14 protein-coding genes are annotated in these 12935 nt (G+C 67.7%); 5 read left to right on the plus strand and 9 right to left on the minus strand.

What is annotated here, in order from left to right; translation table 11 throughout:
- The first annotated feature begins 128 nt into the window (after positions 1 to 128).
- The 4 genes from LXB15_RS06065 to LXB15_RS06080 all read left to right on the plus strand — a co-directional run bounded on the left by LXB15_RS06065 (position 129) and on the right by LXB15_RS06080 (position 3546).
- The gene (locus tag LXB15_RS06065) at positions 129 to 1379 is read left to right on the plus strand and encodes an NAD(P)/FAD-dependent oxidoreductase (protein WP_233951669.1); all 1251 of its coding nucleotides are present in this window, start codon (positions 129 to 131) and stop codon (positions 1377 to 1379) included.
- Positions 1380 to 1563: 184 nt separating this feature from the next.
- Positions 1564 to 1968: a hypothetical protein gene (locus tag LXB15_RS06070; RefSeq protein WP_233951671.1), complete on the plus strand. Its 405-nt coding sequence runs from the start codon at positions 1564 to 1566 to the stop codon at positions 1966 to 1968.
- 144 nt (positions 1969 to 2112) lie between these two features.
- Positions 2113 to 2880 (plus strand): crotonase/enoyl-CoA hydratase family protein, encoded by a 768-nt coding sequence (locus LXB15_RS06075; protein ID WP_233951673.1) that lies wholly within the window; start codon positions 2113 to 2115, stop codon positions 2878 to 2880.
- 237 nt (positions 2881 to 3117) lie between these two features.
- Positions 3118 to 3546, plus strand: coding sequence for a L,D-transpeptidase (locus LXB15_RS06080; RefSeq protein WP_370640211.1), 429 nt, complete (start codon positions 3118 to 3120; stop codon positions 3544 to 3546).
- A gap of 73 nt (positions 3547 to 3619) precedes the next feature.
- On the opposite strand, the gene LXB15_RS06085 is transcribed toward LXB15_RS06080, so the two are convergent.
- The 7 genes from LXB15_RS06085 to LXB15_RS06115 form a co-directional block, all read right to left on the minus strand.
- Positions 3620 to 3844: a hypothetical protein gene (locus tag LXB15_RS06085; RefSeq protein ID WP_233951674.1), complete on the minus strand. Its 225-nt coding sequence runs from the start codon at positions 3842 to 3844 to the stop codon at positions 3620 to 3622.
- A 25-nt stretch (positions 3845 to 3869) separates the two neighbouring features.
- The gene (locus LXB15_RS06090) at positions 3870 to 4763 is read right to left on the minus strand and encodes a universal stress protein (protein ID WP_233951675.1); all 894 of its coding nucleotides are present in this window, start codon (positions 4761 to 4763) and stop codon (positions 3870 to 3872) included.
- Positions 4764 to 4972: 209 nt separating this feature from the next.
- Positions 4973 to 5917 carry a lipid A biosynthesis lauroyl acyltransferase gene (locus LXB15_RS06095; protein ID WP_233951677.1) on the minus strand — a complete coding sequence of 315 codons (945 nt, stop codon included), beginning with the start codon at positions 5915 to 5917 and terminating at the stop codon, positions 4973 to 4975.
- Positions 5914 to 6969, minus strand: a complete 1056-nt coding sequence (locus LXB15_RS06100) for a zinc-binding dehydrogenase (protein ID WP_233951679.1) — start codon at positions 6967 to 6969, stop codon at positions 5914 to 5916. The genes LXB15_RS06095 and LXB15_RS06100 overlap by 4 nt, the downstream gene beginning before the upstream one ends.
- A gap of 36 nt (positions 6970 to 7005) precedes the next feature.
- On the minus strand, positions 7006 to 8292 hold the full coding sequence (locus tag LXB15_RS06105) for a beta-ketoacyl-ACP synthase (RefSeq protein ID WP_233951680.1): 1287 nt from the start codon (positions 8290 to 8292) through the stop codon (positions 7006 to 7008).
- A gap of 10 nt (positions 8293 to 8302) precedes the next feature.
- On the minus strand, positions 8303 to 9508 hold the full coding sequence (locus tag LXB15_RS06110) for a beta-ketoacyl-ACP synthase (protein ID WP_233951682.1): 1206 nt from the start codon (positions 9506 to 9508) through the stop codon (positions 8303 to 8305).
- Positions 9509 to 9604: 96 nt separating this feature from the next.
- Positions 9605 to 9886: an acyl carrier protein gene (locus tag LXB15_RS06115; protein ID WP_183206432.1), complete on the minus strand. Its 282-nt coding sequence runs from the start codon at positions 9884 to 9886 to the stop codon at positions 9605 to 9607.
- A gap of 302 nt (positions 9887 to 10188) precedes the next feature.
- Here LXB15_RS06115 and LXB15_RS06120 point away from each other — a divergent pair, with 302 nt between their 5' ends.
- Complete coding sequence (locus tag LXB15_RS06120; RefSeq protein WP_233951684.1) at positions 10189 to 10647, plus strand: MarR family winged helix-turn-helix transcriptional regulator; 459 nt, start codon at positions 10189 to 10191, stop codon at positions 10645 to 10647.
- A 124-nt stretch (positions 10648 to 10771) separates the two neighbouring features.
- On the opposite strand, the gene LXB15_RS06125 is transcribed toward LXB15_RS06120, so the two are convergent.
- The gene (locus tag LXB15_RS06125) at positions 10772 to 11260 is read right to left on the minus strand and encodes a hypothetical protein (RefSeq protein WP_233951686.1); all 489 of its coding nucleotides are present in this window, start codon (positions 11258 to 11260) and stop codon (positions 10772 to 10774) included.
- 507 nt (positions 11261 to 11767) lie between these two features.
- Positions 11768 to 12502 carry a hypothetical protein gene (locus tag LXB15_RS06130; RefSeq protein ID WP_233951688.1) on the minus strand — a complete coding sequence of 245 codons (735 nt, stop codon included), beginning with the start codon at positions 12500 to 12502 and terminating at the stop codon, positions 11768 to 11770.
- Positions 12503 to 12935: the final 433 nt, after the last annotated feature.

Genomic DNA, 12935 nt, shown 5'->3' on the forward strand with positions numbered 1-12935 from the left:
AGGAATTGGATCAGATCAATCGTGGATTGGTCAGAGGTCCGTCCGAGACGGGTCGACGGGCTCTCCCGGCCTCTCGTGGCCGCGCCAAACAGGCTATCGTCGGTGATCTCCCACTGATTCGGATCAGCATGAACACGTCCAGCACCAGCGACGCGGGTGTCGTCATCGCCGGCGGCGGCCAGGCGGGGTTCCAGGTCGCCGCGAGTCTCCGGCAGCTCGGATTTGCCGGCCCGGTGACGATCATCGCCGCCGAGGACCGGCTGCCTTACCAGCGGCCGCCCCTGTCGAAGACCTACATCAAGACCGACGCCGGCTTCGACAGCCTGCTGATCCGGCCGGAAAGCTTCTACGCCAAGAACGATATCATCGTGCGGATGGGCCAGGCCGTCGCCTCGATCGACCGGCAGGCGTCGATGGTCATGCTGGATTCGGGCGAGGCGCTTTCCTACCGCCATCTCGTGCTCGCCACCGGGGCGGCCAATCGCGCGCTTGCCGTCGAGGGTGCGACGCTGCCGGGGGTGCATGGGCTGCGGACGGCGGCCGATGCGGAGGCGCTGCGCGCGGCCGTCGGCGCGGCGCAGCGGCTGGTCATAGTCGGCGGCGGCTTCATCGGGCTCGAGGTGGCCGCGGCGGTGCGCTCGCTCGGCAAGGATGTCGTGCTGATCGAGGCGGCGGACCGGCTGATGGGACGGACGGTCTCGCGCCCCGTCTCGGCCTTCTTCCTCGACCAGCACCGGGCCATGGGAACCGAGATCCGGCTGCAGACGGCCCTCGCGGCGGTGGTCGGCGGGGCGCGGGCCGAAGGCGTGCTTCTGGCGGACGGCACGACGGTCGCCGCCGACATCGTGCTGATCGCCGCGGGTGTCGTGCCGGAGGACCGGCTGGCGCGTGACGCCGGGCTCGCCACCGACAACGGCATCGTCGTGGATGCCTACATGACGACGGCCGACCCGCGGATCTTCGCAATCGGCGATTGCGCGGTGTTCGAGAGCCCCTTCACCGACCGGCCGGTCCGGCTGGAATCGGTGCAGAACGCGGTCGACCAGGCGAAGACCGTGGCGGCCCGGATCGTCGGGCCGGGCGAGCCCTACCGCAGCGTGCCGTGGTTCTGGAGCGACCAGGGGCCCTACAAGCTGCAGGTCGTCGGGCTGACGGCTGGCGCCGACCACGTCGAGCTCGCGCAGCTCGGCGAGGCTGACCGACTCATCGCCTATTGCTTCCGGGCAGACCGGCTGCTCGGCATCGAGACGGTGAACCGCCCGGGCGAGCACATGCTGGGCCGCCGCATCCTCGGGCAGGATCTGACGATCGCCCGGGCCGAGGTGGCGCGGCACGATTTCGACCTCAAGGCGCATGTTGCAAGCCTCTCCGGCGGCTGATCGGCCTGATCGGCGGCGGCGGGGCCGACCAGCCGCGGCGCCTGCTTGGGCCCGGGCGTGCCGCCGATTGATCCCGATCAAGGCCGGCGACGCGGCATTGCCGCTTGATGCCCCTGCCGCCTGAAGCCGGGCCGCCGCGCGCCGCGACGCGCTCCGGCAAGCAGCGCCACACGGGAGAAGCAGGATGTCGTCGCCAGCCAACACCAAAGCCGCCTCGCAATTGACGCCCAGTTTCCGGCACGTCCGCCTGGAGCTGGCGCGCGAGAAGGGGCATCCCGACGGCGACAGGGACCACGGCTACGACCTCGTCGTGCCCCTCGACGCCGAGGGAAGGCTGGATGCGGCCGAATGGAAGGCGCATCAGTCCGCCTGTCGCGTGCGGCGCTTCCTGCAGGGGCAGACCGACGTGGTGGGCCGGCTGCGCCGCAAGCCCGGCGGGACCTGGTTCTTCGACTACGAGGAGGGGGAGGGCGACGACGAGATCGGCTTCCGCCTCGGCGAGGAACGCTTCGTGCAGGGCGAATACGTGTCGATCCGCAGCGGCGACGCCATGCACACCTATCAGGTGAAGCTGGTCGAGCGGCTCTGAGCGGTCGGTCCGAGCATCCTCGCCCGCCGTCATCGACCGGCCATTGGCCCCGGTTCGCAGCTGCGATCGGCGATCGCGGTTGAGATGGCCGCGACGATCGTGATCTAAGTCGCGCCAGGGCGAGGAGATTCTGGAACTGATGGCGTGAGCGGCTATTCGACGATCCGGATCGATACCGACGCGGAGGGCGTCGCTACCCTGACCTTGGCGCGACCGGAGCGCCACAACGCCATGGACGCGGCGATGATCGGCGAACTCGCCGATGCCGCGGCGGCCCTCGGCGCCGACGACGCCGTGCGGGTGGTAGTCCTCACCGGCGAAGGGCGCAGCTTCTGCGCCGGGGCCGATCTCAACTGGATGAAGGCGCAGTTAGCCGCGCCGCGGGCGGCCCGCGTCGCCGAGGCCGAGAAGCTGGCGCGCATGCTGAAGGCACTCAACGAACTGCCGAAGCCGCTGGTCGGGCGCATCCAGGGCCAGGCATTCGGCGGCGGGCTCGGGCTGATCGCCGTCTGCGACGTCGCCATCGGCAGCCTGGCATCGCGCTTCGGTTTCACGGAGACGCGCCTCGGCCTGATTCCGGCGACCATTTCGCCCTATGTGGTCGTTCGGATGGGCGAGGGCCGGGCGCGGCTGGTGTTCATGTCGGGCCGGCGGTTCGGCGCGGCGGAGGCCCGCGAACTGGAGCTTCTCGCACGGGCGGTGACCGAGGACGAACTCGACGCGGCCGTCGCGGCGGAGGTGACGCCGTATCTCGCCTGCGCGCCGGAGGCGGTCGCCGCGGCGAAGGCGCTCGTGCGCTCGCTCGGCCCTGTCATCGACGAGCAGACGATCGCCGTGACGGCCAGCCGGCTCGCCGATTGCTGGGAAGGCGAGGCGGCGCGCAGCCGGATCTCGGCGTTTCTCAACGGCTGAGGGCCCCCGCCGCGGGATGGGTGGCCGAGGGACGATTGCCGCCGCCGCCACTTCCCCGACGCACTGACACCGCGATCCGCCGCTGGAGCATCGGCGACGGCTGTTTCCCGCATTGCCTGGAAACCATAGTCGACGATGGATCTGGTCTTCACGTCTTCGGCAATTGACAGTCTTCTCAAGTCGGAACTAGATTTTTTTGCGGCAAAAAGACGTCTAATTCTGGTTGGAGTCTGCGTTATGAAGAACATCCTGGCTGCCGCCCTGCTGCTTGCGGCAATGACGATCCTCGGCGTCTCGGATGCCGCCGCCGGCCTCGTGGCGAAGATCGATATTTCCAGTCAGACCATGACGGTTATTCAGAACGGCAAGGTTGCCTATCGCTGGCCCGTGTCGACGGCGCGCAAAGGCTACGTCACGCCGACCGGCAGCTGGCGGGCAAAGCGCATGCACCGGATGTGGTACTCGCGCAAATACGACATGTCGCCGATGCCCTATTCGGTCTTCTACCACCGCGGCTATGCCATCCACGGCACCGGCGCCGTCAGCCGCCTCGGCAGGCCGGCTTCGCACGGTTGCGTCCGCCTGCATACGGCGAACGCCAAGACGTTCTACTCGCTGGTCCGCAAGTTCGGCATGGGCAATACCCGCGTCGTCGTCCAGCGCTAGGCCATAGTTCGCCACCGGCGACGGAGCCTTGCGGCGCGCCGGGCGTCAACGCCAGGAGGGAGGCGCCGTCGCCTCAGGGCGCGGGCCGCACCACCCGCTCGGCGAGGGGCGCGCCCTGCGGCCGCGCCACCACCACCGTCACCCTGTGGCCCATTCGCCGGACCCGGTCGGCATCCCGCACCGCCGCCCGCAGCGCATCGACGCGCCGGTCGAACGTGCCGTGCGGGATGTGGCAGAACGAGATCGTCCAGCACCTGCCGAGCGGCTCGACATTATAGCTGAGGTCCGAGGTATGCATGGTGATGCCTCCCGTACTGTCCGCCTCAATGGCACATCAGGAGCGGAATCGGACATGATTTCAAGAGGTCACGTGTAACGCCCCCCAGAATCATCTCCCGCAGTCGCGAACGGCCGTAGCCGCCGGAGACCAGAAGCTCCGCGCCGACGATCTTCGCCTCGTTGAGCAGGGCGTCGGCCGGCCGGTTCCATTTCGGCAGGTGGCGGACCTCGACGGTGACGCCGTGGCGGGCGAGATGCCGCGCCATGTCGGCGACCGGTTCGCTGTGGCGCTCCTCGCTGGCAGTGGCTTCGGCCACCGTCACGAGGAAGACCTCGCGGGCCCGCTTGAGGAAGGGCAGGGCGGCGGCGATGGCCCGCGAGCACTCGGTGGAATCGCGCCAGCCGACGACGATCGTCTGCGGATCGCGCGCCTCCGCCGCCTCCGGCGGCACGATCAGGGCGGGACTGCCGGCATCGAACAGCACGGCAGCGATCATGTCGGCGAGGGAACGGTCGTCCTCGGGGCGTCCCAGAAGGACGAGGTCCACCGTCCGGGCCAGACGAGCGGCGGCAAAGGCGAGTTCATGCGGCATGCCGTCGACGCGCCGCAGGATGCAGCCGTCGCCGATGCTGTCGAGCCGGGCGCGGATCGCCTTCTCCGCCTCGTCGCCGGCGGCGCGGCCTTCCTCCCAGATCTCCGAGGCGAGGCGCTCGTAGCCGGCGCCGACGGGGATGAAGGAGGTGGGGATCGGGTTGGCGAAGAAGCCTTCGATGTGCGTGCCGAAGATCGTCGCCAGCATCTGCGCGTGAGCAAGGCGCGGCGCGTCGTAGCCGGAGCCGTCGAGATGCACGGCAAGATCGGCGATCCGGTGGGTGCCCGGGAGCGCCGTGCGGGGCGTCGCCTCGGATTGGGTTTGCTGGTTGAGAAGCGTGCTCATGGTCGATCTCTCGCTCCCTCGTGCCGGCGCGGGGTCCGAGGACCATGCCCGCCGCGCAGATGCCGGGTCGCCGTGCCGGAAGCCCGGGCGCCTCCCGCCGGACATCCTGCGCCTGACGACGTGCCGCACTATCGGATGCGCGCAACGAGGGGACGTTGATCGGTATCAATTCGGGCACGGATCGTCCGAGGCCCTGCAGAGGGATGCCGCTACTTGCGACGCTTCTTCGAAGGCCGGCGCGACTGCCAGCGATCGTGGAACCACATCCACTGCTCGGGATGCTCGCGCACCCAGCCCTCGACGACGTCGTTGAGCAGCTGGCAGGTCGCCTCGACGTCGACCGTCCCGGCCGCGTCCCGCGGCAGGTCGAGGCGCGGCTTCAGCTCCAGGCGGTAGCGGCCGTCCGGCAGCCGGATCGAGCGCGCCGGATAGATCTCCGCTTCGTACTGCCGCGCCAGCTTCGGCAGCAGCGGGTTGGTCTTGCAGGGCCGGCCGAAGAACGTCGTGCGGACGCCCTTCTGGAACTTCTGGTCGACCAGCATGCCGACGGCGCCGCCGCGCTGCAGGATTCCGGCGAGCGACCAGGCGGCGCCGGCCTTGGAGGGTACCAGATGGCCGCCGGTGGTGCGGCGGGCGGACAGGACTTCCTTGGCGATGTAGCGGTTGTTCGGCTGGCGGAACAGCGCGGTGAATTCCAGCCCGAACGCGGCGGCGCCGATCGGCAGCAGCTCGAAGCAGCCGAGATGGCCGGTAAAGAAGATGAACGGTCCCTTGCGCTCACGCAGTTCGATGAAGGTCTCGATGCCCTCGACCTCGATGCGGCCCTCGCCGGGCCGCTCCGGATCGAAGTCGAACAGGTCGTCGAGATAGACATATTCGGCGGCGATGCGGCCCATCTGGCCCCAGTTGGCGCGGGCGGTCTTCTCCACCCAGGCCTCGTCCCGCTCGGGAAAGGCGCGGCGGAGATTGTCCTTGGCCAGACGGTGGCGCGGCGTCAGCGGCCCGATCAGGCGGGCGGCCCGATCGGCAAAGGCAAGCCCCGCCTCGGCGGGCAGAAGCCGCAGCAGCCGGAGGATGGCGAACAGGACCTGCGCCACGACATAGTCGACGGCGCGCTTCGAGCGCAGCAGAAGACGCGTCGTGCGGGGGTTCATGCGGCGCGGGTGTCCGCGCTCTCGCGGTTGACGTGCAGGATGATCTTGCCGAAGACCTCGCGCGCTTCCATCCGCTTCAGCGCCAGCGCGATGCCGTCGAAGCCGATCTCGGTGTCGATCACCGGATGGACGATGCCTCTCGCCATCTTCTGCATGGCGTCGCGCATGTTCTCCATGCGGCAGCCGAACGAGCCGATCAGCCGCAGCTGCTGCTGGAACAGCATCATCAGGTTCATGTCCGTCGAGACGCCCGAGGTCGAGCCGCAGGTGACGAGACGGCCGCCGCGCTTGAGGCAGAGCATGGAGCCGGGCCAGGTGTCCTTGCCGACATGCTCGAAGACGACGTCGACGCCCTTCTTGCGGGTCAGCTTGCGGGTCACGCCCTCGAAGCGGTCGGTCCGGTAGTTGATGACGTGGTCGGCGCCGAGCGCCTTCGCCCGCTCGATCTTGTCGTCGGAGCCGACGGTGGTGATGACCGTGGCGCCCTGCTTCTTGGCGAGCTGGATCGCTGCCGAGCCGATGCCCGAGCCGCCGGCATGGACGAGGATGGTCTCGCCCGGCTCCAGCTTGGCATTGTCGAACAGCATGTGCTCGACGGTGCCGAAGGTGACCGGCGCCAGCGCCGCGCCGATCGCGTCGCAGCCGGGAGGGGCGGGCACCAGCAGGCGGGTCGGCAGGTTGACCTTTTCCTGGGCGAAGCCGTCGAGGTGGAAGCCGTGCACGCCGGAGACATGCTCGCAAAGATTGTCGCGGCCCTCGCGGCAGGGGCGGCAGAGGCCGCAGGTCTGCGCGCCGTAGATCGCCACGAGCTGGCCGGGCAGCACGTTGCCGACGCCGGGGCCGATCGCCTCGACGACGCCCGATGCCTCGGCGCCGACGACGAGCGGCATCTTGCGCTTGGCGAACGCCATGCCGCGCCAGCCCCAGACGTCGATATGGTTCAGCGCAACCGCGCGGATCGCGACGGTGGCCTCGCCCGGGCCGGGGGGAGGCGGCGGTGGGAGATCGACTTCCCGCAGGTCGCGGTCGCCGACGAGTTGCAGTGCCCGCATGGGTCTATCAGCCTCGAATGCTGGCTTCGGAATCGGTCAGGCGCGGGGTTCGCGGCCGATGACCAGGCAGGCGTTCTGCCCGCCGAAACCGAAGGAATTGGAAAGCACCGCGGCGATATCGGCCGAGCGCGCCTGGTTCGGCACGGTGTCGAGCGGGATCGCCGGGTCGGGATTCTCGTAGTTGATGGTCGGCGGCAGCACGCCGTGGCGCATCGACAGCACCGAGAAGGCGGCCTCGATCGCACCCGCGGCGGTCAGCGTGTGGCCGATCATCGACTTGTTGGAGGAGATCGGCGTCGAGGCCAGCGCATCACCGAAGGCGGCGGCAAGGCCGGTCGCCTCCATGCGGTCGTTCTCTGGCGTCGAGGTGCCGTGGGCGTTGATGTAGTCGATGTCGGACGGCTCCATGCCGGCATCGGCGAGGCCTGCCTTGATCGTCGCGATGATCGGCGAGCCGTCCGGCTTGGAGCGCGTACGGTGGAAGTCGTCGGCGCGCTCGCCGCAGCCGTGGATGACGCCGAGGATCTTGGCGCCGCGCGCCCGGGCGGCGGACAGCGATTCCAGGACGAGGGCACCGGCGCCCTCGGCCATGACGAAGCCGTCGCGGTCCTTGGAGAAGGGCTTGGAGGCCTTTTCCGGAAACTCGTTGTTGGTCGACAGCGCCGAGAGCAGCGAAAAGCGGATCAGCGACTCCTGGGTGATCGAGCCGTCGGTGCCGATCGAGATCGCCCGTTCGGTCTCGCCCCGGCGGATCGCCTCGACGCCGAGCTGGATGGCGCTGGCGCCGGAGGCGCAGGCGGTCGACAGCGTGATCGGCAGGCCGCGCGTGCCGAGCCGGTCGGCGAGGAGTTCCGAGATCCGGCTGCACTGGGTCAGGTGGTAGATCGACGGGTCCGGGCGCCGCCGGGCGATCTGCAGCAGGCGGTCGTAGCCGGCTTCCTCGATGTCGGCGTCGTCCATCCGGTCGAGGCCGAGGCGGTGCTGCCATTCGAGTTCGACCGGGGGCGCGGCAAGAAACAGCGGCCCGGCGAAATCGTCGTCCGGCAGGCCGGCCATGCGCACGGCCTCGCTGCCCGCCGCCTCGGCCATGGCGTATGACAGGCCGGTCGAGGTGGCGGCCTCGGGTCCCATGAAGTCGACGGAGCCGGAGATGGTGGTGCGCAGGCCTTCGGTGGAGAAGCGGTCGATCCGGTGGATGCCGGAACGGCCTGCGGCGAGCGCCGCCCAGTTGTCCTCGACGCCGCGGCCGAGCGGCGAGACGATGCCGATCCCGGTGATCGCGACGACCGGGCGGCCCATGAAGTCGTTTCCGCTGGCGCTCATGTCCTCATCCTCACAGTCTGCGCCCGTCCACCGCCTCGAGCAGGCAGACGCCCTCGGCATGCAGGTGGCCGATGCCGGTGACGACGGCGTGGATCGGCCGCGTGTCGGTCGGCCGTTCCTCGCCGCTGTCGAACGGCGGCGGCACGATGCCGCGTGCCAGCGCACCGGCGGCAAGCGCCACCCCGGCCGGCACCTGCGCCTCGAAGGAATGGCCGAGAATGGTTCCATAGGCCCGCAGCGCGGCGCCGGGAAGCCAGTCCCGCAGGACGCTGCGTTCCACATCCGCGAGCGGCGCGATGCCGGTGGCGCCGGAGAAGATCATCGTATCCTCGCCGTTGCCGTCGATCTCGGGCAGCATCCGCTTGAAACGGGCCACCGTCGCCGCCGGCTCGCGGCGGCCGCGGTCGCCGGAGACGGCGGCGAGCCGCGCATAGGCGGGGGCGGAGCGCGCCGCCGCATGCTCGGCCGATTCCAGGATCAGGAAGGCGCCGACGCTGCCGACGGTGATCCCGTCATGCGGCGCTGCGCGGGAGAAGACGGGGCGCCATTCGTCGCGCAGCATCAGGCCGGCGAGATCGAAATTCAGGATCAGGTCCTTGCGCTCGGCGGAAAAGGCCCCGCCGACGAGGCAGATGTCGCTCTGGCCGGCGGCGATCCGCGCCCGGGCGGAAGCAAGCGCGGAGATGCCGGCCGCTTCCTCGCCCATGAAGGTGCGGGACGAGCCCGTCACCTTGTGGACGATCGAGATGTTGCCGGCGAGCAGGTTGGAAAGCTGGGCGAGGAACAGCGTCGGGCGCAGTTCGGTCGACAGCGTCTCGTTGATCACCCGTTCGGGATCGTTGGCGCCGCGGGCCCGGTCGATCACCATGGCGTCGACCGTCGCGTCGCGCTCGCCGCCGCCGGCGGCGACAACCATGTCGATCTTGGCGCGCACCGCCTCGTCGGCGGGAATGCCGGCATCCTCGAGCGCCAGGCCGGCGGCATAGGTGCCGAGCTTCTGCCAGGTCTCCATCTGCCGCTGGTCGCCGCGCTTGGGGATCTGGCTGGACCAGTCCATCGCCGGCAGCGGATGCACGAAATACGGCGCGTAGCCTTCGGCGTCGATCGACGGTTGCGGACCCCGGCCGATACGATCGAGATGTGCGCCGATGCCCTCGCCGAGGGACGACACAAGGCCGATCCCGGTGATGACAACGTCCCTTGGACTGTCGCTCATGTCTTCATTCCAGTTTCGAGGTCTGCCGCTCCCTTCGGCAGGACCTGCGATCCCTTCATGCCGATGACCACGACGCGCCGGCGCGCCGGCGAGGGGTCAGGCGGTCTTGGCGGCCCGCAATTCGTCGATCTTGGCGCAGAGATTCTTCAGGACGAAGTATTCCTCGGTGGGAACGTCGCCGTCATTGACCTCCTGGGTCCATTTCTCGAGCGGGATCTTGATCCCGAATTCCTTGTCGATGGCGAAGACGATGTCGAGGAAATCGAGGGAATCGATGCCGAGGTCGTCGATCGTGTGGCTTTCCGGCGTAATCTGGTCGCGGTCGATTTCACTCGTTTCCGCGATGATGTCCGCGACCCGGTCGAAGGTTGAAGACAATGGGGAAATCCTTGAACGTTGGGAGGTATGCTGAATCCGGCGCGAACCTATAGGGAATTCGCCCGGAAAAGCAAAGCGAGGATCGCCCGGGGCCGGGCCCGCGGGGTGGAGGGGCGCTTGGGCCGGCCCTGCGGCCGCAGCCGCGCGCCGGCCGCAAAGCCGCGGCAGCCCCGCCCGAGACGGCCGCCGCGCTGCCGCCGGCACTTTTCAACAGACGGTGACGCAACGCCTTGGGCCGCGCAGCATTCTCGAATGTAAGCATCAGCCAATTCCCCGCGTCGCGGGCCCAAGGGAAGCACATCATGACCGGGACAGGGGACAGCGACAGCGACAGAAGACTCTTTCTCAGCAGTCGGCTGATCCGCGCGGCCACGGCGCTCGGCCGGGTCACGTCCCAGGTCCACAAGGGCCAGCACGGGCTGACGCTCCCGGAATTCAGCGTTCTGATGATCCTCGGCGGCGACGACGGCGCCCACACGTCCTCCTACATCGTCGAGACGACGGCGATGGACAAGACGAAGGTGAGTCGCGCCGTCTCCTCGCTCGATCGGCGCAACTGGCTGAGCCGGACCCGCGCGACCTCGGATCGGCGCTTCGAGTATCTGGCCCTGACGGCGGCCGGACGCGCCGCCTATGCGCAGCTGCTTCCTCAGGTCGAGAGCGCCGAGAAGGCGGTGCTGAAGAACCTCACCGACGAGGAGATCAAGGGATTGGAGCGCGGGCTGGCCGGACTGGATCGGGCATTCGGCGAACGCGCGTAAGCCTCTGTCGGGGGCGCAGGAGGGCGGCGCCGTTCGCCCTGCCGTACTGCTTGCCGCCCTGCACAGCCCACGCGAGACGATCCTGCCCATCACTGCGCATCCTGCGGCGCCGCAGATTGTCGCCTCACCAGCGGTCGAGGCGTTCCTCGAAGCGCCGGCGGCGATCGTGGAACCGCCGATCACCCAGCTCCGGACCGCGTTCGTAGCCCCTGTGATGACCGCCGCCGCGGTCCCAGCGACCACGGCGGTCGTGTCGCTCGTCGTAGCGCCCGCGACCGGCGTCGCGGTCCCAGCGGCGATCCCGGTGGTCGTCGCGCCAGCGTTCGTGCCGCCACCGGTCCCGCCTAGGGCCGTGGTCGCGCCAGTAGGGCCGGTCATGGGAGCCGCGATAATGCCGGCGCCAGCCGTCGTCGCGGCCGAAATAACGGTGATGCCGGACCTCGCCGCGCCAGGAACGGCGATCGTCGCGGTATTGCGCCAGCTGCACCACCGGGGGCGTGGCGGCCCCCGGCGTGACCGCCGAGGCCCGGCTTCCCGCCTGCGAGGCCGGCGTGGCGGCGAGCACCGGTCCGATGGCGGCCAGCATCAGCAGCAGCAGGGCTGTGCGAAGCATCGTCTTCTCCTTTCGCCGGTCCCGTTCATGCCTACATACATGAGCAGGCTCTTCGCCTCTGTCACGCTCGCTGCGGACCGGAGGCCCGAGTTTCGGGGAGGTCGGTTAACATCGCGCCTCCTGCATGTCAGGAAGACGCCGGCCCGGCGGGGCGCCATGCGCCAGCTGGGTGAGGCTTCGTGTGCACGCGGACATCCGGACAAGGATCGTCTGCGCACCCGATCGAGCGGCACGCGAGATGGCATCGCCGGCGTTCCGTGATATTGCCGGTGCCGGCGAGCCGGAGCGGGCGGCGAGGGATCGTCAGCCGGCATCGCGGCTCCCTGCCGATAGACACCAGCATACGGGCGCGCACTCCAGCAGGACGGCATTAACGCAAACCCCGAAAAGCAGTCGCTTCGCGGTCGCGGTTTTGGCCTTCGCTAGGGCAGTTCTTACGAACGGTCGTCCGAGGTCGTGAGCAGGGGAATATCTTAGGTTGGAGGACCGTTGCTTAACCCTATCGGGCTAGCTTGCTGATACGATTCCGCCGATAGCGGCAGACGCGAGTTGAAGCGTTTGGCAGATTTCAAGCACTTCGTCAGGGAGGAAGTGCAGCACGCTTCCGACGCCGACTCTCTTCTCACGGTGCAGCAGTTCAACCGTCGCCGTTGACTCTTCATGGCTGCGTTGTGCACGAACGAGCCCACTCATCGCCCCCCCAACGTCGAGGAATGGGGCGGGCACGCCTTCGGCCAGCGTAGTCTTTACTGCTAGCCAACTGATAACCAAATCGGGGCCATGCGTAGCATCCGGCAAACCTACGACCCCAGCACGGTGCGCCAAGCAGTTTCGCGCACGATTGTGCCCTGTCAGTCGGGTTACCCACTCTGGCGCGATAGAAAACTCTCTGGCGAGAATGCTCAGCTGATCCTCAATCCCCTTACGCTCAAATTGAGACGGTGTCGTAGCAAACGTTCGGTCAGACGCGTTCGCGACTGCGTCTCCATAGATCTCCGTCAAGAATATCGAAAAATATTCAATGAGGTCGCGCAGAACTGCTGACGCGGCCCACCGCTGGAACTCCCAATGAAGAATCCTAGTCTCCGCTGTCCTGATATTATCGAAGCGAAACTCCAAATTTCCAATCGTAACTGTGTAGTCGGCGTTGCTAGGTGTTGCCTTCAGGCAAGCTATGTAGTGAAACGCGGCTAGCTGGATGGCAGTGTGCATCTTTTCCAGTGGCTTTGGTTGATCCGGCATGTCTAACCTCCGTAATGCCCGCCAACCTGAACGTGAAGGTTGGCGTAAATAACTATAGCTTTTAATAATTAAAATATATTGCATAAAACAGTAATTCACAACTCTCGCTTGATGTTTTGACGACGCTATGGTCGGCGCAAGACACTTGGTTCGACGCTACCTTTTGCCCTCTTGAGGCAAATGCATGGGCGGTTTGCTATTTGCTTTCTAGGTACGCCAGCACGGTGAACAGTAGCGGTACGGCTCTTACCTTGATTCCTTGGGCGCTCTGATTAGCGTTGTCGGGGCGGAGTAAGACATGCTGCCCTGTCTCGCAATGGTTTCAAAGGGTTCGGGCGTGGTAAAGAGGGGCGGAGAATGTCTCTGACACACGACTGATGGTTTGTGCAGATGTGGAATGTTATGAAAAATCATTGCGGTAGCGGTCAGAAAA

This window comes from Aurantimonas sp. HBX-1 (assembly GCF_021391535.1).
Classification (GTDB): Bacteria; Pseudomonadota; Alphaproteobacteria; order Rhizobiales; family Rhizobiaceae; genus Aurantimonas.